The organism is Halovenus anhuiensis, assembly GCF_037080055.1.
In the GTDB taxonomy this organism is placed as follows: Archaea; Halobacteriota; Halobacteria; order Halobacteriales; family Haloarculaceae; genus Halovenus.
The window spans coordinates 77,433-99,572 of sequence record NZ_JBAOJI010000005.1 but is presented as its reverse complement, the minus strand read 5'-3'; the positions used below and the strand labels follow the sequence as shown (position 1 = coordinate 99,572).

General features: G+C 61.8%; 22 protein-coding genes. 8 read left to right on the top strand and 14 right to left on the bottom strand.

Going from position 1 to position 22,140, the window contains the following annotated elements; translation table 11 throughout:
• Window positions 1-37 precede the first annotated feature (37 nt).
• Genes V8P86_RS12885 through V8P86_RS12875 form a run of 3 tightly spaced genes read left to right on the top strand, consistent with a single transcriptional unit; the run spans window position 38 to window position 3,290 of the window.
• Entirely contained in the window at window positions 38-409 is a 372-nt protein-coding gene (locus V8P86_RS12885; protein WP_336327682.1) for a translation initiation factor IF-5A, read from the top strand.
• Complete coding sequence (locus V8P86_RS12880; protein ID WP_336327681.1) at window positions 409-1,200, top strand: agmatinase family protein; 792 nt, start codon at window positions 409-411, stop codon at window positions 1,198-1,200. The genes V8P86_RS12885 and V8P86_RS12880 overlap by 1 nt, the downstream gene beginning before the upstream one ends.
• A gap of 44 nt (window positions 1,201-1,244) precedes the next feature.
• A complete protein-coding gene (locus V8P86_RS12875; protein WP_336327680.1) occupies window positions 1,245-3,290 on the top strand; it encodes a midas domain-containing protein in 2,046 nt (681 codons plus the stop codon).
• Here the strand turns inward: V8P86_RS12875 and V8P86_RS12870 are convergent.
• A complete protein-coding gene (locus tag V8P86_RS12870; protein WP_336327679.1) occupies window positions 3,287-4,267 on the bottom strand; it encodes an isocitrate/isopropylmalate family dehydrogenase in 981 nt (326 codons plus the stop codon). The genes V8P86_RS12875 and V8P86_RS12870 overlap by 4 nt on opposite strands.
• Window positions 4,268-4,384: 117 nt before the next feature.
• Between V8P86_RS12870 and V8P86_RS12865 the strand changes: the two genes are divergently transcribed.
• On the top strand, window positions 4,385-4,819 hold the full coding sequence (locus V8P86_RS12865; RefSeq protein ID WP_336327678.1) for a CBS domain-containing protein: 435 nt from the start codon (window positions 4,385-4,387) through the stop codon (window positions 4,817-4,819).
• Window positions 4,820-4,902: 83 nt separating this feature from the next.
• On the opposite strand, the gene V8P86_RS12860 is transcribed toward V8P86_RS12865, so the two are convergent.
• The 7 genes from V8P86_RS12860 to V8P86_RS12830 all read right to left on the bottom strand — a co-directional run bounded on the left by V8P86_RS12860 (window position 4,903) and on the right by V8P86_RS12830 (window position 12,202).
• A complete protein-coding gene (locus V8P86_RS12860) occupies window positions 4,903-5,505 on the bottom strand; it encodes a 3-isopropylmalate dehydratase small subunit (RefSeq protein ID WP_336327677.1) in 603 nt (200 codons plus the stop codon).
• Complete coding sequence (leuC, locus tag V8P86_RS12855; protein WP_336327676.1) at window positions 5,505-6,965, bottom strand: 3-isopropylmalate dehydratase large subunit; 1,461 nt, start codon at window positions 6,963-6,965, stop codon at window positions 5,505-5,507. Before leuC ends, V8P86_RS12860 begins: the two co-directional genes overlap by 1 nt.
• On the bottom strand, window positions 6,965-7,168 hold the full coding sequence (locus V8P86_RS12850; RefSeq protein ID WP_336327675.1) for a DUF7989 family protein: 204 nt from the start codon (window positions 7,166-7,168) through the stop codon (window positions 6,965-6,967). Before V8P86_RS12850 ends, leuC begins: the two co-directional genes overlap by 1 nt.
• Window positions 7,165-8,163 (bottom strand): ketol-acid reductoisomerase, encoded by a 999-nt coding sequence (ilvC, locus tag V8P86_RS12845; protein WP_336327674.1) that lies wholly within the window; start codon window positions 8,161-8,163, stop codon window positions 7,165-7,167. The genes V8P86_RS12850 and ilvC overlap by 4 nt, the downstream gene beginning before the upstream one ends.
• A gap of 2 nt (window positions 8,164-8,165) precedes the next feature.
• Window positions 8,166-8,825 (bottom strand): acetolactate synthase small subunit, encoded by a 660-nt coding sequence (gene ilvN / locus V8P86_RS12840; protein ID WP_336327673.1) that lies wholly within the window; start codon window positions 8,823-8,825, stop codon window positions 8,166-8,168.
• Window positions 8,822-10,576: a biosynthetic-type acetolactate synthase large subunit gene (gene ilvB, locus V8P86_RS12835; RefSeq protein WP_336327672.1), complete on the bottom strand. Its 1,755-nt coding sequence runs from the start codon at window positions 10,574-10,576 to the stop codon at window positions 8,822-8,824. The genes ilvN and ilvB overlap by 4 nt, the downstream gene beginning before the upstream one ends.
• 363 nt (window positions 10,577-10,939) lie before the next feature.
• Complete coding sequence (locus V8P86_RS12830) at window positions 10,940-12,202, bottom strand: LeuA family protein (RefSeq protein ID WP_336327671.1); 1,263 nt, start codon at window positions 12,200-12,202, stop codon at window positions 10,940-10,942.
• Between the two features lie 311 nt (window positions 12,203-12,513).
• Here V8P86_RS12830 and V8P86_RS12825 point away from each other — a divergent pair, with 311 nt between their 5' ends.
• Complete coding sequence (locus tag V8P86_RS12825; protein ID WP_336327670.1) at window positions 12,514-13,377, top strand: hypothetical protein; 864 nt, start codon at window positions 12,514-12,516, stop codon at window positions 13,375-13,377.
• A gap of 25 nt (window positions 13,378-13,402) precedes the next feature.
• Here the strand turns inward: V8P86_RS12825 and V8P86_RS12820 are convergent, their stop codons facing one another.
• The 3 genes from V8P86_RS12820 to V8P86_RS12810 all read right to left on the bottom strand — a co-directional run bounded on the left by V8P86_RS12820 (window position 13,403) and on the right by V8P86_RS12810 (window position 16,355).
• Window positions 13,403-13,846, bottom strand: a complete 444-nt coding sequence (locus tag V8P86_RS12820) for a hypothetical protein (RefSeq protein ID WP_336327669.1) — start codon at window positions 13,844-13,846, stop codon at window positions 13,403-13,405.
• A 67-nt stretch (window positions 13,847-13,913) separates the two neighbouring features.
• On the bottom strand, window positions 13,914-15,287 hold the full coding sequence (locus V8P86_RS12815) for an MEDS domain-containing protein (protein ID WP_336327668.1): 1,374 nt from the start codon (window positions 15,285-15,287) through the stop codon (window positions 13,914-13,916).
• 108 nt (window positions 15,288-15,395) lie between these two features.
• The gene (locus V8P86_RS12810) at window positions 15,396-16,355 is read right to left on the bottom strand and encodes an aminopeptidase (RefSeq protein ID WP_336327667.1); all 960 of its coding nucleotides are present in this window, start codon (window positions 16,353-16,355) and stop codon (window positions 15,396-15,398) included.
• Between the two features lie 124 nt (window positions 16,356-16,479).
• Between V8P86_RS12810 and V8P86_RS12805 the strand changes: the two genes are divergently transcribed.
• From V8P86_RS12805 to V8P86_RS12795, 3 genes are all read left to right on the top strand, one after another.
• Window positions 16,480-17,223: a competence/damage-inducible protein A gene (locus V8P86_RS12805; RefSeq protein ID WP_336327666.1), complete on the top strand. Its 744-nt coding sequence runs from the start codon at window positions 16,480-16,482 to the stop codon at window positions 17,221-17,223.
• Window positions 17,224-17,374: 151 nt separating this feature from the next.
• On the top strand, window positions 17,375-18,025 hold the full coding sequence (locus tag V8P86_RS12800; RefSeq protein ID WP_336327665.1) for a helix-turn-helix domain-containing protein: 651 nt from the start codon (window positions 17,375-17,377) through the stop codon (window positions 18,023-18,025).
• A 76-nt stretch (window positions 18,026-18,101) separates the two neighbouring features.
• The gene (locus V8P86_RS12795) at window positions 18,102-18,461 is read left to right on the top strand and encodes a DUF7344 domain-containing protein (RefSeq protein ID WP_336327664.1); all 360 of its coding nucleotides are present in this window, start codon (window positions 18,102-18,104) and stop codon (window positions 18,459-18,461) included.
• Between the two features lie 271 nt (window positions 18,462-18,732).
• On the opposite strand, the gene V8P86_RS12790 is transcribed toward V8P86_RS12795, so the two are convergent.
• The 3 genes from V8P86_RS12790 to V8P86_RS12775 all read right to left on the bottom strand — a co-directional run bounded on the left by V8P86_RS12790 (window position 18,733) and on the right by V8P86_RS12775 (window position 22,137).
• Window positions 18,733-18,924 carry a hypothetical protein gene (locus V8P86_RS12790; protein WP_336327663.1) on the bottom strand — a complete coding sequence of 64 codons (192 nt, stop codon included), beginning with the start codon at window positions 18,922-18,924 and terminating at the stop codon, window positions 18,733-18,735.
• Between the two features lie 45 nt (window positions 18,925-18,969).
• Window positions 18,970-20,175: a lycopene cyclase gene (locus tag V8P86_RS12780; RefSeq protein ID WP_442909397.1), complete on the bottom strand. Its 1,206-nt coding sequence runs from the start codon at window positions 20,173-20,175 to the stop codon at window positions 18,970-18,972.
• Window positions 20,176-20,274: 99 nt separating this feature from the next.
• Window positions 20,275-22,137 carry an acetyl-CoA carboxylase biotin carboxylase subunit gene (locus V8P86_RS12775; protein ID WP_336327662.1) on the bottom strand — a complete coding sequence of 621 codons (1,863 nt, stop codon included), beginning with the start codon at window positions 22,135-22,137 and terminating at the stop codon, window positions 20,275-20,277.
• Between the last annotated feature and the right edge of the window lie 3 nt (window positions 22,138-22,140).

Sequence of the window (22,140 nt, the reverse complement as noted above, 5' to 3'; positions counted from 1 at the left end):
CAAACCGTTTATACTCACAGGTAGACAACAGCGGGACATGGCAAAGCAGCAGACCGAGGTCCGCGAACTCGACGAAGGAAGTTACGTACTTATCGAAGAGACACCGTGTAAGATCACCTCCTACAGTACGGCAAAGCCGGGCAAACACGGCAGCGCCAAGGCCCGAATCGACGCCGAGGGTGTTTTCGACGGGCAGAAACGCTCGCTCTCCCAGCCAGTCGACGCGAAGGTCTGGGTCCCGATCATCAACCGCAAGCAGGGGCAGGTCATCGACGTTCGCTCCGACGAGATTCAGGTGATGGATCTGGAAACGTACGACAACTTCGTCATGAAAGCCGGTGACGAGGACCTGGCCGCCGACGACGAGATCGAATTCCTCGAATTCGAGGGCCAGCGCAAGATCGTCTGATGTTTCCGGGGGCCGTGGCCGACCGCGACGAGGCCTCGTTTGCGATCGTGGGGGCCCCGCTCGATGCGAGCACGAGTTTCCAGCCGGGAACTCGGTTCGGTCCGCGGGAGTTGCGCCACGCTGCCCGACCCTTCGAGGATTACGACCAGTCGACGGACACTCGTTTTACCGATTGTGCAGTCTACGACCACGGTGACGTCCATCCGACCGACGATACCAGTGAGTATCTCGACTTTCTCTCCGGCACACTCGCCGATTTCGACGACGAGGGAGCGACACCCCTCCTGCTGGGCGGCGAACACACGGTGACGATCGCTGCACTGCGCGCGCTCGACCCCGATGTCTACGTCTGTCTCGACGCCCATCTCGACCTCCGAGAATCCTACGCCGGCAATCCGCTCAGCCACGCCACCGTGAGCCACCACGCACTCGACACCGTCGACGAAGTCGTCGTCCTCGGCGCTCGTTCGGGATCGGAAGCCGAGTGGGAGCGGGCCGACAGCGAAGACGTGACCGTCGTCGAACCGGAGCGGGTTCCATCGTGGGAACTCGACCGCTCGGGTGAAGTCTATCTCAGCATCGACATCGACGCGGCCGATCCGGGATTCGCACCGGGGACCGGGACGCCGGAGCCGTTCGGGCTCGAACCACGGACGATGCGGGAGGTCGTCCGTGACGTTGCCCCGCAGGCGGTCGGCTGTGATCTCGTCGAAGTGAACGACCGAGACCACGGGCAGGCGGCGGCGCTCGGGGCAAAACTGCTCCGAGCGTTCGTGTACGCGAGCCAATAAAAACAGTCGCTGGCTTTTTGCCCTGATGGCACCCTCGTAGCCACATGGACCATCTCTCATCGTGTTACTTCTGTGGGGCCGCCCTCGACGAGCCACTGGGCGCGTACACCATCGAGCCCTCCGATGGGGCACAATCTGTCACGCTCTGTGCGAGTTGTCGACACAAACTGGATCGGCTGCTCGACGCGACCGGGATCGGTGAAACGGTCCCGGCCGAAGCATCATCGGACGAGGCCGGGGCGGGCGACGGGGGCCACGACGACGAGACCGGAGAGCCCGAAGTCGGTAACAAAGAACCGTCGGAGTTGCTCGAAGACGAGAGCAACGAGCAGCCACCACAGGTCGACGAAGAGCCATCTGCCGAAGCCGACGGGGAGTCGGACTCTGCGGACGAGGACGCCGACACACAGGAACTGGACGATCAAGCCAACGCGACGACAGCAGCAGCCCAAGAAGAGCCAGCCGACGAGTGGGATCCGGATCCCGGAGAGTGGGGCGAGCAAGCCGAGGGCACCACGACACCGGCCGATCGTGAGGATGATCTGAGCCCCGAACCGATCACAACTGATCCCGAGGAACTGCCGGACGACGAGGATGTCAACGAAGTACCGGGGATCGCTGCCGACGCCGACGAATCGGCCTCCGGCGGCTGGGAAACCGACATTCAAGACGAAATGCAACCGAACGTCCCCGACGAATTTGCGGAGAGTGAGCCAGAGACGGACCAATCTTCGGGGGCTGCGGACTCCGACGCGGACCAGCCGGAAGCGACAGCAGCCGAACGTGAGTCTGAACCGGAGGATTCAGCAACACTCGAAGACGAGCCAACGGCTGAACCCGAAGGGCTGGCCGACGACGAACCGATCGCAGCCGATGCTGAGGATCCTGCCGAAGGCGACCTGGAGCCGGAGATTCCATCGGAGGACGAGCCAGAACCAGCCACCGGTGACGAAGGCGAGGACACCGAGCGCGCGACGCAGGCGGACTCGGACGAAGAGCCCGAACCGGAGCCGGTCGGTGACGACGACCCACTGTCCTCGTCAGACGATTCCGTTAGTGGCGACGAGCACGTCGAGCCGTCGGATCGGAGTGAGGACTCACCGGCCGACGAGGATGGCATCGATCCGAGTATCCTGCAGGCCGACGAAATCGCGACCGGGGATGCCGACATCGAAGAGGTCCTCGACGGCGAAATCGAGATTCCCGACGAACTCGCAGCTAGCGAAGCAGACGATCTAGCCAGCGGTGACGACGACCACTCCAGCGACGACCAGCCACCGGTAGAGCCGGAGACGAACGGCGAGGAAGCTGTCGATCCCGACGCGATGGATACCGAGGACCCGTTCGATCTCGACACCGATACGGACGATCCGGGAACGACCGAGTCAATCGAACAAGACTACGAAGCATCCGACTACACGGACGACGAATCAGACGACAGCGAAGACGACGGCGGCTTCGACTTCGAGAACGATCCCGGGACGCCGCCGGACGACGACGACGATCTTCAGTCGGAGATGGAGGCGGACATCCCCGAGGAATTACGCCCCGATTCCGGAACGGCGGCCGAGGAGCCAGCAGAAGAGGTCAAGGATGATCTCGAAGCGATCGATGCGATGAGTTCCGGAGCAGACTCCGACGAGACGACCGAACCGGGCGCGCAAGACGAGGAAATCGCCTTCGATGACGACTCCTCTGAGGAAGCCGAGTCGGACGAGAGTGCGGCGACTGGCCCCGGAGTCTCCGAATCAGCAGGTGACAATCACACCGATTCCGACTCTGCCGGCGAACCCAGTTCGGCCGGGAACGGAGCAGACGATCCGGCGCCCACCGAGAGCGGAGCCGACGATCCGACGACTACCGAAAGCGACGACGCCGACCAGCAGCGCCGGTCGATCTCGGCACTGGAGTACAACAAGGTCATGCGGCTGCTGCAAAACCGGGAATTCCCCGTCGACCGAACGGAACTGATGGCGGTCGCAGCGAGTACCTACGACCTTTCAGAAGCCGACTGCGCGGAGGTTCTCGATATCGCTATCGACCGTGGGCTGCTCGCCGAGGACGGCAACAAGCTCGTCAAACCCGATTAGAGTTCGTCGATGATCGCCTCGGTCATCTCGTCGGTCGAGGCAGAGCCGCCGAGGTCGGGCGTCCGCGGCCCCGAGTCGAGGACGCTCTCGACGGCCGAGCGGACGGCACCGGCTTCCTCGGAATATTCGAGGTGATCGAGCATCATCGCTGCCGAGAGAATCATCGCCGACGGGTTGGCGACGCCTTCGCCGGCAATGTCCGGCGCGGAGCCGTGGACTGGCTCGAACAGCGCGTTCTCCTCGCCGATGTTCGCCGAGGGAAGCAGACCGAGTCCGCCGACTAGCCCGGCGGCCAGATCCGAGAGCATATCGCCGGCCAGATTCGGACAGATGACGACACCGTAGTCTTCGGGCGTCATCGCGAGGTGCATCGCCAGGGCGTCCATCAGCGCGGTGTCGTACTCTGCGCCGCGCTCCTCCGCGACGCGCTCTGCGACATCGAGAAAGAGGCCGTCAGTCTCGCGCATCACGTTCGCTTTGTGGGCGATGGTCACGTCGTCGTAGTCGTTTCGCTTGGCGTACTGGAAGCCGTACTCGGCAATCTCTTCGGAGGCGTCTTCGGTGATAACTCGGGTCAGCGTCCGGACACCGTCGGTAATCTCGTCTTCGATGCCGGAGTACACTCCTTCAGTATTCTCCCGGATGAAGACCAGATCCGTGTCGGGCTGGAGTGCGTCGAGGCCCGGGTAGGCGCGGGCAGGACGGACGTTCGCGAACGAGCCAACGATGGAGCGCAGCGGCAGGATTACGTCCGCGGCCGTCTCGCCGGCCGCGCCGAACAGCGTCGCGTCCGCATCGGCTGCAATTTCTGCCGTCTCCTCGGGCAGTGCCTCGCCGGTTTCGGCCTGTGTCTCGTCGCCAGCATCGCCGTAGACGAACTCGAAGTCGATGTTCAGTTCCTCGAGCACGTCGACAGCCGCGGGTGTGACCTCCTGTCCGATTCCGTCGCCTGGGATGACCGCAATCTCGTGAGTCATGCTCCGTTCTCCACGTGGCGCGGAAAAGAGGATGTCGATATCCCGAACGCGTCGTCGATGTGGGCAATATCGACCAAAACCGATACTGCTTAGGAGCACGGACTGTCAGGAACAATCATGGAAGACATATTCGTCGGACGACTGATGTCCTCGGACGTGGTGACAGTGCGACCAGGAACGAGCGTCGAACAGGCCGCGGAACTGCTCCGTGACAACACCATCGGCTCGGTGGTCGTAGTCGACGAGAACGACAGACTCCGCGGGATTCTCACGAGCACAGACTTCGTCCACATCGTCGCCGAGAACGATCCGAAAGACGAGAGTTCAGTGATGGATTACATGACCGAAGATGTAGTTACCGTCGGCGCGCAGGATTCGGTCCAGGAAGCCGCCGACCGACTCATCACCTACAACATTCATCACCTGCCAGTCGTCGACAACGACGACCACGTCATCGGCATGCTCTCGACGACGGACCTCGCGGCGTATCTCTCGGGGGTCGAGGATCCGACCCCGGAGTACACGGAAGCGACACGCGCTGGCTCGTCGTAACTGTTCCTGCGGACCGCTCTATTCGGCTCTCTCCGTTCGACAGTGACAGCTCTGAGAATTAGAAAGTGCCAAGCGCCGGCCGTTCAGGCTTCTTCGACGTAGGGCAGACCGGCCGCGGTCTGTTCGACTTTCGAGAGGTTCGAGTACATCAACTGGGTCGTGTCCCAGATGCCTTCGATCAGCGCCTCTTTCATCGCGTTGTCGATGTTCCCCTCGATGACGGTATCGTCGTAGGTGACCGTCTCTTCCTCCACGTCGATTTCGATGTCGCCGTCAGGATTGGCTTCGATCCACTCCTGTAGCGCGGAGACTTCTTCGTGGGAGGCCGTGATGGCCGGAATCCCCAGCGATTTGCAGTTGTCGCGGAAGATTTCCGCAAAGGACTCGCCGACGACGCCGTCGGCGCCCCAGCGCATCATCGCCTGCGGCGCGTGTTCGCGTGAGGAGCCACAGCCGAAGTTGGAGTTGACGACCGCAATCGAGGCCCCCTCGAAGCGGTTGAGCGGGTGGTCGTTGAACTCGCCGTCCTCGTCACGGCGGGCGTCGTAGAACAGGTAATCCGCCATGTTCTCGAAGGTGACCTCCTTCATGAACCGCGCCGGCAGGATCTGGTCGGTGTCCACGTCGTCGCCCGGGATGGGGACGCCGGTACCGCCGACCGCGCTGATCTGGATATCTTCAGGCATTAGTCCGCCACCTCCTCGGCGCGATTGGTCCCACTCGGCAACTCGGTATCGAAGTGGTCGCGCACGTCGACGACTTCGCCCTCGACGGCCGCGGCAGCGACCATCGCGGGACTCATCAGGACTGTGCGGCCCTCTTTCGAGCCCTGCCGACCGATGAAGTTCCGGTTCGACGAGGACGCACAGACCTCGTCTCCTTCCAGCGAATCCTGGTTCATCGCGAGACACATCGAACAACCGGCCTGCCGCCACTGGAAGCCAGCCTCGATGAACGTCTGATCGATGCCGCGTTCCTCACACTCCTGCCGGACGGTCTCGGACCCTGGCACGGCAAGTGCGCGCACGTCGGGGTCGACCTGCCGGCCTTCGAGGACTTTGGCCGCCACCTCGAAGTCCTTGACGCGGCCGTTCGTACAGGTACCCAGGAAGGCAACGTCAACGTCGTAGCCTTCCATCGTGTCGCCGGGCGAGTGGTTCATGTGGTCGAGTGCTTGCTCGGCGGCCTCGCGGTCGGTCCGAGCCTCGAAGTCGTCCGGTTCGGGGATCGGATCGTCGATTTCGATGACCTGTCCGGGGTTGATTCCCCAGGTGACCATCGGCGCGATGGTGTCGGCGTCGATTTCGACGATGTCGTCGTACTCGGCGTCGTCGTCGGAGCTGATCGAATCCCAGTACTGCTTGAGTTCCTCGAACTCCTCGCCCTCGGGGACGTACTCCCGACCTTCGAGGTACTCGTAGGTGGTCTCGTCAGGGTTGATGTAACCCGCACGAGCGCCACCCTCGATGGACATGTTACAGATCGCGAGTCGACCTTCCATGTCCAGATCGCGGATCGCAGAGCCGCCGTACTCGTAGACGTGGCCGACGCCGCCGTCGACGCCCAGTTCCTGGATGATCTTCAGGATGATGTCCTTGGCGTAGACGCCCTTGCCGAGTTCGCCGTTGACCTCGACGCGGCGGACGTTCTGCTTCTCGGCGGCGATACAGCCAGTCGAGAGCACGTCCCGGATCTGGGAGGTACCGATCCCGACGCCGATGGAGCCGAAAGCGCCGTGGGTCGCGGTGTGGGAGTCACCACAGGCGACGGTCATCCCGGGCTGGCTCAGTCCGAGCTCCGGGGCGACGACGTGGGTGATCCCCTGTTTGCCCGACTCCAGTCCAAAGAAGGTGATGCCGTTGTCGTCGACGTTCTCTTCCAGCGCGGAGAGCATCTCCTCGGCTTCGGGGTCGTTCAGCGGTCGTTCTCGGCCTTCCGGCGTCGTCGGGACGATGTGGTCGGTCGTCGCGAACGTCCGGTTCGGGTAGGCCACCTGGTGACCTTTCTCTTCCAGCATGTGGAAGGCCTGCGGACTCGTCACTTCGTGGACGAGGTGCAGCCCGATGAACAGTTGATCCTGTCCGTTCGGCAGTTCAGTTACTTTGTGCTTCTCCCAGACTTTGTCGTACAGTGTGTTTTCGCTCATTATACAGACCTCTCGCGTCCTTCTGTGCCGCGCTCGAAGGAGCGTGTTGCACCTTCACTCGGCGGCTCGTGGTCGACGTCTTCCATCGTCTCTTCGTCCTCGTCGCGGCCGCCATCTGTGGCCACCGTGCCCGAGTCGTAGTAGTTCTGTCCGAATGCTGTGCCCGTGTTTGGATGTGTGTGATCGATGTCCTGCATATTCATTCCTGTTCACCCCACTCGAACAGCTCTCGGAGGCGTTCGCCGACCTCCTCGATCTGGTGGTTCTGTTCCGCGCTGCGGTACTGCTTGTAGGCCGGCCGGTTGGCCTGGTTCTCCGAGATCCACTCGCGGGCGAACTCGCCGTTCTGGACGCCTTCGAGGATCTCTTCCATCCCCTCGCGGTCGATGACCTCCTCGCCGCGGGTCAGGCCACCGTACTCGGCGGTGTCAGAGACGGAGTTCCACATCTCCATGTGGCCGCCCTCGTACATCAGGTCGACAATCAGCTTGAGTTCGTTCAGACACTCGAAGTAGGCCATCTCCGGTGAGTAGCCCGCGTCGACGAGCGTCTCGAAGCCGGCTTTGACCATCTCGGTCACACCGCCACAGAGGACGGCCTGCTCGCCGAACAGGTCAGTCTCGGTCTCCTCGCGGAAGGTCGTCTCGATGACGCCCGCCCGGGTGCAGCCGATTGCCTCGGCGTAGGCGAGTCCTTCTTCGTGGGCCTGGCCGGTCGCGTCCTGATAGACCGCCAGCAGTCCGGGCGTGCCCTCGCCACGCTTGTAGGTTCGGCGGACCAGGTGGCCCGGCGATTTCGGCGCGACCATCGTCACGTCGACGTGTTCCGGCGGTTCGATCTGCCCGTAGTGGATGTTGAAGCCGTGTGCGAACTGGAGCGTGTCGCCCTCGTCGAGACCGTCCTTGATGGCCTCGTAGACAGCCGGCTGGACCGTGTCCGGGATCAGCATGACCACCGTGTCTGCCTGCTCGGCCGCCACGTCCGGCGTCGCAACTTCGAGGCCGTCAGCCTCGACTTCAGACCGGGAGGACGAATCCTCTCGCAGGCCGACGATCACGTCGACACCGCTGTCGTCGAGATTCTGGGCGTGGGCGTGACCCTGGCTGCCGTAGCCGAGTACCGCGACCGTTTTGTCTTCGATGTACGATTCCTCAGCGTCGTCGTCGTAGTAGACTGTCGTCGTAAACTCGTCTGTCATTGTTAGTCGTCTGCGCGCTCTTCTGTTGCGACCTGCGCTTCTGTCGGAGCCTGATTCGGCCGTGAGACCTGTGCGGTCGGTGCCTCACCGCGCGCGATGGCGGCGTAGCCCGTCCGTGCAATCTCTCGGATACCGAACTGCTCGTATGCGTCGATTGCGTCGTCGATCTTCTGCTCGTTGCCGGTGATTTCGACGGTGATCGTCCGCGGCCCGGCGTCCAGCGTCTGGCCGTCGTACATGTCGGTGATTGCGTTGACCTTGTCCGGTTCGCGGCCGTTGACTTTCACGATGACCAGTTCGCGCTGGACCGCGTCCTGGTCGAGTTCGCGCACCGAGATGACGGGAATCAGCTTTTCGAGCTGTTTTTTCGCCTGCTCGACGCCGGGTTCCGACTCCTCGATGACGATAGTCATCCGGGCCAGATCGTCGTCGACCGTCGTCCCGACGGTCAGCGACTCGATGTTGAACTGTCGGCGGCTAAAGAGGCCGGAGACCTCCGCCAGCACGCCGGGTTCGTGTTTGACCAGCGCCGAGAGGACGGCTCGCTGCGGTGGGTGTTCTGCCTCTGCCTCGGGATCGATCCTGATCCCCTGACTGTTCCGTCGTCCCTCCGGATGCATCCGCTCGTCCGGACCGGGACCGGGGAGTTCGCCTTTTGTCATAGTTGCTCCAGATGTTCTTCGTTCAGTGCGAAGCGGGCGTTGTCGCCACCGCTCGGCACCATCGGGTAGACGTTCTCTGCGGGATCGATGATCGCATCGATCACTGACGGTCCATCGTACTCACGGGCCTCCTGAATCGTCTCCTCGACGTTGTCGGGATCCTCGACACGCAGCCCCTGCGCACCGAAGGCCTCGGCGAGTTTGTCGAACTCGGGCACCCACGGATACTCCGAAGCCATCCGTCGGCCCTCGAAGAAGCCGTCCTGCCACTGTCGGACCATCCCGACAGCCTCGTTGTTCAGGACGACGATGGTGATGTTCAACTGCTCGCGGACCGCGACCGAGAGTTCCTGTGCGGTCATCAGGAAGGAGCCGTCGCCGTCGAAGGCGACGACCTCCTTGTCGGGTGCTGCGATCTTCGCGCCGATTGCCGCGGGCACTGCGTATCCCATAGTGCCGAGACCGTGGGAGGTGACCCACGTCCGGGGCTCTTTCCAGGTCCAGAACTGCCAGGCCCACATCTGGTGCTGGCCGACGCCCGCCGCGACGATCGTGTCGTCGGGGGTCAGTTCGTCGTACTTCTCGACGACGTACTGCGGTTTCAGCGGGTCGTCTTCGGGCATCTCGTAATCCAGCGGATACTCTTCTTTCCAGGTTTGGCACTGCTCACGCCACTCGTCGGCTGGTGGCATGCCGGATATCTCGTCGTCGAGTTGGTCGAGGACGATGCCCGCGTCGCCGATCAGCGGGTAGTCGGCCTCGACGTTTTTCGAGATTTCCGCCGGATCGATATCGACGTGGATGACCTCCGCGTCGGGCGCGAAGGTCTCGATATCGCCGGTCAGGCGGTCGTCGAAGCGGGTGCCGACGCCGACCAATACGTCGCAGTTCGAGATAGCCAGATTCGCGTAGCCGGTGCCGTGCATTCCAGCGATTCCCTGTGCGAGCGGATCGTCTTCGGGGAAAGCACCGGTTCCGGGCATCGTCGTGAGTACGGGAATCTCGTACTCGCGGGCGAACTCTCGCAGTTCGTCGCAGGCTTCACCCTTGATGACGCCACCACCAGCGAGGATGGCCGGTCGTTCGGCCTCGGCCAGCGTCTTCGCGGCCTCCTCGACGATGACCTTGTCGGCCGTCGTCGGCGGGTTGTACGTCTCTGGTGTCTCCGCGACGGCAGCCTCGGTGTCGGTCTCGCCGTTGGTCACGTCTTTCGGCAGGTCGACCAGCGTCGGCCCCTGTCGGCCCTCGTTGGCCAGCGCCCACGCCTCGCCGACATCCTCTCCGACCGTATCGGAGTCGTCGGCGAAGATGTTGTACTTCGTGATTGGCTGGGTGACGCCGATGGTATCGGTCTCCTGGAAGGCGTCGTTGCCGACGAAATCCGTCGGGACCTGACCCGTCAGCGCGATCAGCGGGTCCGAGTCCATGTTGGCGTCGGCGATGCCGGTGATGAGGTTGGTCGCACCGGGGCCAGAGGTGGCCATACAGACCCCGGGGTCGCCGGTGACGATCCCGTAGGCGTCGGCAGCGTGGACCGCGCCCTGCTCGTGGGCCATCGTGTAGTGGGTCATCTCCTCGTGCTCGTACAGGGCATCGTAGACGGGCATGATCGCCCCGCCCTGCACGCCGAAGAGGTTCTTCACGCCGGCGTTTTCGAGTGCGGCGACGGTCGCGTCCGCACCTGTCTCGATGTCGGTTGTCGTCGTCTGTTCTTCTTTGTCTTCTTTCGGGACTGATGCACGTTCGCTCATGTGCATCCCCCCAGTGGCTGTGTCGGTCTCATAGTCTCTGTTGTTGGAATCTCGGCTGAACGGCGATACGATCCGGAAAAGTGGTGAGTGGGGAGAAGAGGGGCTATACCGCCCCTACAATACGGCCGATGACGGGCTGGCCCCGTCGGGCGCCGCTGCTGGCAACGGTCGGCCATCGACTGCCAGCGTGCTGTCGCATCAGTACGTATCTCTGTTCGGGGTAGATAATAAACGTTCCGTGACGGAACGGCCCGCTGGCGGGGCCATTGGTGGTCGTTGCGGGAGTTGCCCGCGCCGACCACGGCTGGCGGCCCTTCTGCGGGTGCTCGTCGACTGGAAGCGAACGCCGGCGAGGTCATGGGCTCAGGCCCGAACCTCCCCTTCGCGGTTGCGGTCGACGCCGACCTCGCGGGCGAACTTCTCCAGTTCGGACATCGTCACCCGCTGGGCTTCCGCACCGAAGTCTTTGACTCGGCGCGTGACCTCGGTGACCTCCTCGTCGGTCGGGTCGAAGCCAGCCTCGATCAGTCGCTCCCGGACGGAGTGCGTGCCGGTGTGTTTCCCGAGTACGAGTTCCCGCTCGGCACCGACCATCTCGGGAGTCATCACGCCCGGCTCGAAGGTATCGGAGTTTTCGATCACGCCGGCAGCGTGGATACCGCTCTCGTGTGAGAAGGCATTCGCGCCGACGACGGGCTTGTTGCCCGGCACTGGCACGTCGGATTTCTCCTCGACGATCCGGGAGAGTTCGGTGATCTTCGTCGTATCGATCCCCGTCTCGACGTTGTACAACGACTTCAGCGCCATTACGACCTCCTCGTAGGAGGCGTTGCCGGCCCGTTCGCCGATGCCGTTGACCGACACCTGCGCCTGACTGGCACCGGCCTCGTAGCCGGCCAGGGCGTTGGCCGAGGCCAACCCGAAGTCGTCGTGCGTGTGAACGTCCACGCGCGCGTCGCCGGCGTCGGCGACCTCAACGACTTTTCCGACCATCTTCTGCAAGCGAGTCGGCGTCGCGACCCCCGTCGTGTCGGGGATGTTGATCCAGTCCGCGCCGGCGTCGACGGTCTGCTCGACGATATCGAGCAAGAATCCCTCGTCGGTGCGTGTCGCATCCATCGGGGAAAACATACACTCGACACCGGCTTCTTTCACGCGCTCGACTGACTCGACGGCACGCTCGGCCGCATCCCGGCGGGTGGCGTGCATCGAATCTTCGAGTTGGACGTCGCTGGTCGACACGAAGACGTGGACCATATCGACGCCGCTGTCAAGCGCGGCCTCTACATCTTCCTCGACAACACGCGCCAGCCCGCAGACTGTCGTCGAACTCGCCTCGACGATGTCACGGACGGCCTCGAATTCCGCGTCGCTGTTAACGGGGAAGCCAGCCTCGATGACGTGGGTTCCCATATCGTCGAGCAGCGCCGCTATCTCTCGTTTGTCCTCGTAGGAAAACGAAGTCCGTGGCGTCTGCTCTCCGTCGCGGAGCGTGGTGTCGAAAATTCGTGCGTCTGTGATTTCAGACGTACTGTCCAGTGTACCCTGGAAGAACTCGATCCGCCGGAGATTCCGACGTATCCTCGTTGTTGGACATAAGCATTCGAAGAAGAACGAGCCAGACATATATATCTGTCTACCTGTGCCCCCCGACCACTCGGAGATCGAGACTCGAACGAGCCAGAGGAGATTGGCATACAGATAATGTAATCTAAAATATAATTATGTGGGCGAACTCCGAATGTGATGGAGAACAGACAATAATTTCGAGTCTGTGAGGAGTTGGCGATAGGAACTGCTCGTCGTGGCGTCCGCGGGCCGTTGATAAACTTACAACTCGTGGGTAGTTCTCCCGGAGGAATGCGATAGTTCTTAATATGGGTCGTAGTAAACGGAGGAGCAGAGGAACTGAAAGATCAATGCCAGGTAGTGATCGAATGACACGAATCCGAGATGTGGGGTTGTCAGGCAGAACAGTTCTGCTCGTGGGTGCTCTTGTTCTCCTGATCACAGCGGGTGGTGTTGTGACCGCCGGCGACTCCGGCGATAGGACCGCACACAGCGTTGCACAGGACACCAACGAGACCCAGTTGACTTCTTTCGTCGCGGAGAGTCAGGGCGGGTACGTCTCGTTCTCGCAGGACTCCGAAGCGACTGCGGAGGAGGAAGGGACGCCGTTCCCGGCACTCGAAGACGGACAGGAACCGATCCAGATCGAAGCCGAGGTAAACGAAGACGGGACGTGGGAGTCACAGAACCTTACTTTTCCGGCACTGACCGTCAGTGAGGACCTCGGACTCGAAGCGGAAGTCGAGGTCATCGACGGCCTCGAAGGTGAGATCGATCCCGAGACAGGCGTGATGACCGCTGAAGGAGAGTTTCGCGTGACGATTCAGGACGCGTCGTTCACCTACCAGTCCGTGCAAACGACCCGAGAAAGCGGCGAGTTGACCGGCACGGCCGACTTCAGCGGCGATTCGGCCGAGGTTACTCTCGTCGACAACGAGTTCACTGTCGACGAACGGTCCGGGAGCCAGACCATCGACGGGTTCCTCGACTTACCGGCCGACCAGCAGGGCGAAAACTGGCTTGTCCTCCACATGGATGTCTCGCTCAATCAGGAGCAACTGGAAGACCGATCGACCGAGGAGGAGGAGACCCCCGAGACACAGAGCACCGAGACGCTCGTGTTGACCGTTCTCGGACAGGCCTTCGGCTTCGCCGGCCTAGGTGTTGCGGTACTCGCGATGCTCGTGACCGTCGTGGCACGAGTGACTGGCCTCGTCTCGCTCGAACCCTGACGGCGAGACCGGGCCGACCGTTCTCTCAGGCAGTCATCTGTGAACTGAGTCCGCCAGCGAAGGCACTCGCCAGCCCCGTCAATCCAGTGATCGTCACTAGATCCAGCGGGCCCGGACCGCCGCTCCCGCTGGTGGCGAGGCCGAGAACGACTGCAGCGACGGGGATCATCACAGCAGCCCCCAGCAGACAGCCGATCCCGATCCAGACGCCCTGAATCGGGTTCGACTCGCGCAGTCCCTCGAAGACGCCGACCATACCGGCGACGACCGGCGCAGCCATGATGATGATGAGCAGAGCGACCAGCGACGCCAGATTCAACAGCGCGTCGCCGGCGATCAGCGAGCCCTCGCCCGCCAACTCGGTGGACCCAACCCACCACATGAGCACCCATGATGTGATTGCCAACCCAACCCCAACCGACAACATCGTCAACGAAATCCGACCAAACAGCCTGATGTTCTGCCTCATGACAGCCTGTTGCGACAGGGTGGTAATTAAACCCACTGGTCTTCCGAATGTAATTTCCGCGTGAGAATCACTCCATCGCCCGCTTGAATTCGAACGAAAGTCGAGTTTCATCCTCGGGAAGATCGAGTCTCCCGTAGCCGTTTTCGATAATCCACTTGACCAGCCAGAGCCCGAGTCCGCTACCGTGTTGGAGTTGGGTTTCGGTTCCTCGGCGAAGCGCCTGCCGATCACTGGGCGGGATCAACGGGTCCGGCGCTTCGACGTGGACCTGGACAGTGCCGGGCGAAGTCGACTCGACGCTGAGTCCTGCTGTCGGTGGCTCACCCTCTTGGCAGCGAAGGATTGTCGTGAGCAACTCGAAAATCGCTTCACCGATGTTGGTGTCTGCGAGGATGAGATACTCCTCGTGCTCGTTGATCTGAACTGTCGCCTCCGGCAGCACCTCCGAGACTTCGTCGACGACTTCGGTGAGCAACGAATCGAGAGACACACGCTCGACGCGCATGGGATCGAGAGTCTCTTGGACGTATCGAGCCTTGTCGGCAATTGCCGAGACATCGTCGATATGCTGGAGAGCGGTTTCGAGGCGTGCTCTGTCCTCGGCGGTCAGCGCGTCGGCTTCTTGCAGGAGTTCGATGTTTCCAGAGACGACATTGAGATCGTTGCGGATGTTGTGCCGAAGTACTCGACTCACGACCTCGAGTCGTTGCTCTCTGCGTCGCAATCGCCGCCGTGACTGCGCCAGGTCGTAGGTCTGTTCGAGCATGAGTTTCGGATTCAGCCTCGTCTCGGACTGAGAGCGATACTCTTCTGGCGAGAGATAATACGGATTCTCACAGAGCGCGTACCGGTAGATGATCTGCTCGTGTGTCCACAGCGCTTTCGCGATTGATTCCTGACAGAACCGATTGAGGTCGTACTGACACAGTGCGGTCACGGGATACTCCGGACAGGTCGCGTCAAAGTCAATCTCGAAATCGAGGATATGGTCGAACGAGGTTTCGGTATGGAAACACCAGGTGTTTTCCCCGGCTACATAGAGCCCATCGTAGCCGTCTTCGAGGCTCGTTTCGACGGCGATTTCCAGCGTTTCGATCATTTCGTCCGGCTTGAATCCCGACTCCAGATAGACGGAGGAGGCATCGCTAATCTCCAGATCACCCGCGGCAATCCGTTTCTCCACGTCGATACCCATGTCCGCGAGCGCCGCTGTGAGATTTCGACGGTCGTTCGAGTCGAGCAAGTAGAGACATCGTTGGTTGGACTGCAACCCGAAGCAGATGAACGTCGCGGCCATCTCCACCTGCGTGGCGGGTTCCTCGTAGAAGAGAGCCAGATGGCGGGATAGGTCTGCTTGCCCGAGTTCAGCGAGCAAGCGCTCAGTGCGTTGTCCGGCCGCACCTGACTGGGAGGAACTTTCCAGGGACTCGATTCCAATCATTTATTCTTACACGATATTAGCGGGGAAGACAAAAATGGGTACTGGTACACATACATGCATCGACAAATCTCAAAACCAGCGGCGCTCTCCCGACCGGTTCACAGGAGATTACAACCCTGCTGATGGCAGAGTCACTTCCTCTCCATCTGCGTAGACGGTCGGTTCAGTCAGAATGCCATCGAGGTGGATCGGCACCTCGATATCGCCGCCGATGCCGTGGTCGTCACCGATTGCGATGTGGACGGTCCCGCCGGCTTTCTCGTCGAGCAGCACCGACCCGACGAGATCCGTCACGGCGATGTTCGTCCCGATGCCCAGTTCGGCGAGGTTGTAGGCGTCCTCGCCGGCCTCCTCGGCGGCGGCCTCGACTTCTCCACGGAGGCCCTCGTCTTCGATACTGGTCACCGTACCGTCCTCGACAGTGAACTCGACGGTGTGACCCTCGTCCAGTTGGCCGTGGGGCATCATCGTCCCGTCGACGACGACGGTTCCATCTGCGCTCTCGGGACTGATGAACACCTCTCCGGCGGGAAGATTCGAGAATTCGCCGGCCTCGTGGACGATTCCTGTGTCTTCCAGCCACTCCCGTTCACCCGGATAGAAGGCGATATCGGTGCCTTGCGGGGAGGTGACGCGAATCTCTTCGGCCTCCGAGACCTGTTCGAGGAGGTTCGCACACTCCTCACGAATTGCCTCGTAGTCGGCATCCAGCCCCATCAGGAAGACGCCGTCGGTGATACCGGGCAACGTCGCCATCCGGGCGCCCGCTTCGCAGGCCTCGACGCGAGCGGTCGTGTGGCTGAGACTTTTCGTCGTCGGCGCGAGCACCACGTCGCTGTGCTGGATCGCCGCAGCGACCGGCCCCGGTGGTTCCTCGCCGTGCTGGTCACCCGGCGGGTATCTGAGCAACACCGTGTCGTCGGTGATCCCCGAGGCGACGCTGTACAGCGCCTCCGCAATCGCCTTGCGCTTGTCGTCGGTGACGATGGCACAGGATTCCCCGGACTGAAGATTCATACACTGCTCGACGGCCGTCCGTGCGGGCGCATTGAGTGAGCCGTTGGTCATGGACAGCACAACGGCGGGAGCCCGGATAGTCGTTACCCCTTCGGCGACTCACGCCGGCCGAGTGCCCAATTGCCAGAGTACAGAGAGCAAAAGGCTATTTTTCTCGACGGCAAAGATCTGTGTAATGGAAGTTGCTATTATCACGGTGGGCGACGAGTTGCTGGCGGGGGATACGGTCAACAGCAACGCGACGTGGCTGGCCGACCGGGTCGAACAGCGAGGCGCGACCGTCGAGCGAATTCTCGCACTGCCCGACGACCGTGCGGTGATCGCCGAGCGCGTTCGGGCCTACAACGACGCCTTCGACGCAGTGATCGTCACCGGCGGGACGGGGGGAACGCCCGACGACGTGACGATGGAAGCCGTCGCCGACGCCTTCGACCGCGAGATGGTCGTCCGCGAACCAGTCTTGGAAACGATCGAAGAGAAGATTAGACGGTACCAGGAGGCCCGTCCCGAACTCGAACTGGACATCGATATGGAAGCGGAAGCTTCGCTGCCGGCCGAGAGCCGGCCGCTGTCGAACCCGGAGGGACTCGCCCCCGGCTGTGTCATCGAGAACGTCTACGTCATGCCCGGCATCCCAGACGAGCTGAAAGCCATGTTCGAGACGGTCGCCGAGGCCTTCGACGGCGACAGTCGGTCGATGTTCCTGTATACGGTCGAACCCGAGGGTAACATCGTCTGGGCACTCGACGATGTCCAGTCGGAGTTCGACGTGTCGGTCGGCTGTTATCCAGACCGTGACGAGGGCCACAACCGACTGAAGATCACTGCCACCGATCAGGAGGCGCTGGACGGCGCGGCGGCGTGGCTGCTCGACGAGATCGATGCCAGCGAGAGCAAAGTGTCGCGGGACTGGTCCTAGTTGAGTCACGTCTTGGATTGCAAGCTCACATCCAGTCAATACGGCTGCGGACTGCCGCTGACGAACCTGACGGATTCGGAAATACGCTCTTTATATTGCGACACTACAATCGGTAGCAGATATTTATGTCTATAAGACAACAACACAGACAATGGCTACTGAGGCAACATTTACCGTTCCGTCAGGCCAGTTCCCCTTGGGGACTGTGTTCCACCAGATGCCGGACGTGACGGTTAAACTGGATCGATTGATCCCCGCACAGGACGTGGTGATCCCCTACTTCTGGGTTCGAGGAAGCAAAGTCGACAGTATCGAGAGCGCGTTCACCGAGAGTCCGGGCGTAAAAACGATTCGGCTCGTCGACTCTGTTGAGGACGAGTACTTGTTACGCGTCGAGTGGGCGCTGGAGCACGACGACGTGCTCACCATACTGGCGGAGACAGCGGTTCCACTGATCAAGGCCACCGGGACAGGCCAACAGTGGACATTCGAGATCCGCGGTGATGATCGAAGCGATATTGCGGAGTTTCAACGACGGTGTCGAGAAGTGGACATCCCAATCACGTTGACGGAGTTGCACGCACTGACCCCGATTGAGACAGAGACCGAAGCCGCCCTCACAGAGACTCAACAAGAGGCGCTCTTACTCGCTCACGAGCGTGGGTACTTCGAGTCACCCCGTGATGTCACCTTAGAAGAACTCGGTGAGCAACTCGGCATCTCTCAACAGGCCTTCGGCTCCCGGCTCAGAGGGGGACTTGACCACGTCCTCGGGAGCACGCTCCCTACCCTCACAGTCTGAACCCGAGAGAGTACTTAAAAGACCATTGTGTATGAATAAGTCAGCGTGATGGCTGTCGGTCCACTACAGGAGTATGATGAGTACGGAACCGATTGCCTTCGACTCGATGCTCGAAATGTGTCAAAACCAGCACCGGCAAATTGTGCTTGAGGTGCTCGCAGAGGACCAGCGGTCACTAACGCTCAACGACCTTGCGGAAGCCATCTTCGAGTACAAGCATCAGACACCACCGACCGAAGCGTCTGAGAACGTATTAACAGAAATTCGCCTCTCGTTGTATCACGTTGACCTCCCGAATTTGGCCGCAGAAGGATTCATAAACTACGATCGAGAGCACGAACTCGTGGAACCGGCTGAGCAATTAGATCAGGTACGGCCGATTCTGTCTACGATCTTTGCTGCCGATCCGTCGGTCAAAGCCCCGGTGGAACTGTAGTGTCGATCCACCACACACAATCCCTGTTCAAACGCCGGCAGCGGTACAATTGAGTGGGAATACAGGCGCGAACTGGCCAGTGAGATACCTGTGGACCGGATAACGTAGCCGAAATGAGATCCGACAGATCGTTTTTATCTGATCGGACTAGCGGAGTGTCCATGTGGTAATGCAGAAATCAGATTGCGCGACTTATCTTCTGCGGGTGTCGAGCAGTGATCTGGACGATTTGAATCGAAGTGTGCTGAACGGAATCTTGCAGGGCACCCACTCAGGATCGCTTCAGCGCTTGTAGTTCACCTTCTTTCTCGTTGATCTTCCGGCGGTAGGCCTCCTTGTTCTCGAAGTTGGCAGATTTCAACTGCGCTCTGAGCGCGAGCAACTGCATCTGGAGTTCACGCGCCCGGTCGGCGTGCTCTTCGGGAATGCCATCTGGCAGGTCGTCGGGGAACTCCTCGGTCATGCCCGGGGGTTAGCGTCGACGTACCTCGGTGTTTCGCTCCCGGCATTAATCGTCGTCCGCTGGCTGTGTACTGGTCGTCTCGGCCGGCGTCGGTTCGGCGACCGCACCCATCGCCTCGTGAAAGCCTAGCACCAGCGCCGGCACGACGATCATGAAGATGTGTTCCTCGATGGGGATGCCGAACAGATCGTATCCCGAGCGCATCACAATCTCAAAGACGCCAACTTCCAGCGTGTACCAGTCCCAGACGTAGGCAATCGGATAGACGGCGGCGATAGTTCGCGCGGCCGACCGGAGCGCACCGGCGTAGGACAGCAGTCCGAACGCGACGACCCCGAAGGCAACCTCGGTGGCGAGGTAGGTGTACGGGCCGAGTACCGTAATGTCCGGGAGTGCGGTCCCCGACAGCGGTCGGAACCAGACCGCAACCAGCAGAAAGGCCAGGAAGACGTACGCACCACGAATGAGCAGCATCGTCGCAATCGTCGGTCGGGCACGGCGGGCAACGAGGACGACCGACCCGAAAGCGAGGGCGGCGACCGGCGACGCGGGCGGGAACAGGCCGCTGATCGCTCCCCAGAGCACGCCGAGGAGGCCGAGTAGCAGCAGCGTGACCGCGAGCGTCCGGGCGGGCGAACGGCCGAGCAACACCGAGACAGTTCGTTTGTCGATGGAGCGGTCGTAGTCGTAATCCTGCTCGTCGTCGATGATCTTGACTCCGGCGAGTGTCGTCAGGAAGACCAGCGCGAAGCCGACGATTGCGGGCGTGAGCGTCCCAGTTTGCACGAAAAAGCCGCCGAGGATCGACAGCGCGATGCCGGTCGGGTAGCCCAGCGTCGTCGTCACGGGATTGGTGTCAAGTTGCGGGGCGTGCATGTAGCCGATGAACCACGTCGGGAGGGTGATCAACGCCGCGCCCGGGCCGACGAGGATGCCCAGCGCGAGCGTACAGACCGCGAAGCCGACACCCGCTCCGACGAGGGCGATCCGACAGCCACGACTGGTCAGCGGATGGTCGTCGTCCTCGCCGCGCTTGTAGAAGTCGATGTAGCCGTCTTTGACGTGAGCCGTGTAGACGGCGAAAAACATCGCGACCATGTGGACAGCCCCCAGCGCCATCGTCACGTCGCCGGCGACGACCGCCCCGAACCATGACGCCGCGAGCGGCGGGAGCATAAAGACCGGATGGACCTGCGAGAGCAGGGCTGCTAACTCCGCCCGCAGCCCCGACTCGTGCCGTGCGAATGCCATGCACACGCAACGGTCTGAGGCTGATTAATAGTATCGGCGAAAAGACAGGCTACCGAACAGGAAAGCGGAGGACACAAATCCTAGCAAAAGGGATTCAGATCACTCGATGACGAACATCGGATCGCCCATGTCGACGCTGTCGCCCTCGCTTATCGCCACCTCGGCGACGGTGCCGCCGTACTCGGCGACGATGTCGTTTTCCATCTTCATCGCTTCGAGCACGCAGAGCACGTCGCCTGCGCCGACCTCGTCGCCCTCGCCGACGTTGACTTCGAGAATCGTTCCCTGCATCTCCGCCGAAACGGTCTCGCCGTCGGCGCTGACGCTCGCGGAGTCGGAGTCGTCGCCGCCGGGGCCGGCCCGATCCGGCCGTTGTGACTGGTTTCCGCCGCCGCCGCTGTTGCCCCCGCTGGGTGCCTGAATTGGCGGCGCGCCGCGCTCTTCGAGTTCGACCTCGAACCGTTTGCCGTCGACTTCGACGGTGAACTCCCGCTGGGTGACCTCCTCGTCGCCCTCGCTGGTGGCGGTTTCGGTGCCCCATTTCTCCTGGGCTTCCTCGATACGGGCGTGGTCCATATGCTCGTCGAGGTACTTCGTCGTGTGCATGCCGTCGACGAAGCGCTCGTCGTTCAACATCATCCGGTGGAAGGGGATGATCGTCACGATGCCGTCGATTTCGTACTCCGCGAGGGCCCGCTTGGCGCGGGCGATAGATTCGGTCCGGTCCTCGCCGCTGACGACCAGTTTGGCGACCATCGAGTCGTAATCGGTCACCAGATCGTCGCCCTGTCGAAGCGCGTCGTCCATCCGGACGCCGACCCCGCCCGGCGGATCGTAGGTGTCGAGCGTGCCACCCGTCGCCGGCGCGAACTCGTTTGCAGCGTTCTCGGCGTTGATCCGGAACTCGAAGGCGTGGCCGTCGATGTCCACCTCGTCCTGTGAGAAAGAGAGTTCCTCGCCCTGGGCAATCTTCAACTGCCACTTGACGATGTCGATGCCCGTGATCTCCTCGGTGACGCAGTGTTCGACCTGAATCCGGGTGTTCACTTCGAGGAAGTAGAAGTCGGTGTCAGGGCCGAGCAGGTCGTCGGGGTCGCGGTCGGTGTCCTCCTCGACGAGGAACTCGACCGTCCCAGCGTTGACGTAATCGGCCTCCTGGACGCCCTGGCGGGCAGCCTCGCCGATCTCCTCGCGCAGTTCGTCCGAAAGTGCCGGCGACGGGCCTTCCTCGATGACCTTCTGGTGACGGCGCTGGAGCGAACAGTCCCGCTCGCCGAGGTGGCGGACGTTGCCGTGGTGGTCGGCGACAATCTGGACCTCGACGTGCCGCGGGTTTTCGAGGTAGCGTTCCAGATAGACCGAGTCGTTGTCGAAGTAGGCTTCGCCCTCGCGTTTGGCGGTGTCGAGTTTGTCCTCGACTTCGTCGGGACCCTGAACGACGGTCATCCCCCGACCGCCGCCACCACCCTCGGCTTTGATCGCGACCGGGAAGCCGTACTCCTCGCCGAACTCTTTGACTTCCTCGGGTTCGGTCACCGGATCGGTCGTCCCTGGAACGATGGGGACATCCGCCTCGCTCATGATCGTCCGAGCTTTGGTCTTCTCGCCGAGTTGCTCCATCCCGTCGCTGGACGGGCCGATCCACGTGATTCCCTCGGTCTCCTCGACCTTGCCGGCGAAGACGGCGTTCTCCGCCAGGAAGCCGTAGCCGGGGTGGATCGCGCCTGCACCCGAGCGCTGGGCGGCGTCGATGATCGCATCGTGGTCGAGATAGGAGTCGGCCGCCCGCGCCGGGCCGACCTTGTAGGCTTCGTCGGCGTACCGGACGTGGCCGCCGTGTTTGTCCGCCTCGCTGTAGACAGCGACGGTGTCTATTCCGAGATCCTCGCACGCGCGCATGACGCGAACCGCGATTTCGCCGCGGTTCGCGACCAGTACCTTGTCGAATGTGTCTCCTGTCATGTG

Excerpts from the sequence above, each read along its gene's own strand:
- V8P86_RS12885 (WP_336327682.1), top strand. The coding sequence starts at position 38 with ATGGCAAAGCAGCAGACCGAGGTCCGCGAACTCGACGAAGGAAGTTAC.
- V8P86_RS12880 (WP_336327681.1), top strand. The coding sequence starts at position 409 with ATGTTTCCGGGGGCCGTGGCCGACCGCGACGAGGCCTCGTTTGCGATC.
- V8P86_RS12875 (WP_336327680.1), top strand. The coding sequence starts at position 1,245 with ATGGACCATCTCTCATCGTGTTACTTCTGTGGGGCCGCCCTCGACGAG.
- V8P86_RS12870 (WP_336327679.1), bottom strand. The coding sequence starts at position 4,267 with ATGACTCACGAGATTGCGGTCATCCCAGGCGACGGAATCGGACAGGAG.
- V8P86_RS12865 (WP_336327678.1), top strand. The coding sequence starts at position 4,385 with ATGGAAGACATATTCGTCGGACGACTGATGTCCTCGGACGTGGTGACA.
- V8P86_RS12860 (WP_336327677.1), bottom strand. The coding sequence starts at position 5,505 with ATGCCTGAAGATATCCAGATCAGCGCGGTCGGCGGTACCGGCGTCCCC.
- leuC (WP_336327676.1), bottom strand. The coding sequence starts at position 6,965 with ATGAGCGAAAACACACTGTACGACAAAGTCTGGGAGAAGCACAAAGTA.
- V8P86_RS12850 (WP_336327675.1), bottom strand. The coding sequence starts at position 7,168 with ATGAATATGCAGGACATCGATCACACACATCCAAACACGGGCACAGCA.
- ilvC (WP_336327674.1), bottom strand. The coding sequence starts at position 8,163 with ATGACAGACGAGTTTACGACGACAGTCTACTACGACGACGACGCTGAG.
- ilvN (WP_336327673.1), bottom strand. The coding sequence starts at position 8,825 with ATGACAAAAGGCGAACTCCCCGGTCCCGGTCCGGACGAGCGGATGCAT.
- ilvB (WP_336327672.1), bottom strand. The coding sequence starts at position 10,576 with ATGAGCGAACGTGCATCAGTCCCGAAAGAAGACAAAGAAGAACAGACG.
- V8P86_RS12830 (WP_336327671.1), bottom strand. The coding sequence starts at position 12,202 with ATGTCTGGCTCGTTCTTCTTCGAATGCTTATGTCCAACAACGAGGATA.
- V8P86_RS12825 (WP_336327670.1), top strand. The coding sequence starts at position 12,514 with ATGACACGAATCCGAGATGTGGGGTTGTCAGGCAGAACAGTTCTGCTC.
- V8P86_RS12820 (WP_336327669.1), bottom strand. The coding sequence starts at position 13,846 with ATGAGGCAGAACATCAGGCTGTTTGGTCGGATTTCGTTGACGATGTTG.
- V8P86_RS12815 (WP_336327668.1), bottom strand. The coding sequence starts at position 15,287 with ATGATTGGAATCGAGTCCCTGGAAAGTTCCTCCCAGTCAGGTGCGGCC.
- V8P86_RS12810 (WP_336327667.1), bottom strand. The coding sequence starts at position 16,355 with ATGACCAACGGCTCACTCAATGCGCCCGCACGGACGGCCGTCGAGCAG.
- V8P86_RS12805 (WP_336327666.1), top strand. The coding sequence starts at position 16,480 with ATGGAAGTTGCTATTATCACGGTGGGCGACGAGTTGCTGGCGGGGGAT.
- V8P86_RS12800 (WP_336327665.1), top strand. The coding sequence starts at position 17,375 with ATGGCTACTGAGGCAACATTTACCGTTCCGTCAGGCCAGTTCCCCTTG.
- V8P86_RS12795 (WP_336327664.1), top strand. The coding sequence starts at position 18,102 with ATGAGTACGGAACCGATTGCCTTCGACTCGATGCTCGAAATGTGTCAA.
- V8P86_RS12790 (WP_336327663.1), bottom strand. The coding sequence starts at position 18,924 with ATGACCGAGGAGTTCCCCGACGACCTGCCAGATGGCATTCCCGAAGAG.
- V8P86_RS12780 (WP_442909397.1), bottom strand. The coding sequence starts at position 20,175 with ATGGCATTCGCACGGCACGAGTCGGGGCTGCGGGCGGAGTTAGCAGCC.
- V8P86_RS12775 (WP_336327662.1), bottom strand. The coding sequence starts at position 22,137 with ATGACAGGAGACACATTCGACAAGGTACTGGTCGCGAACCGCGGCGAA.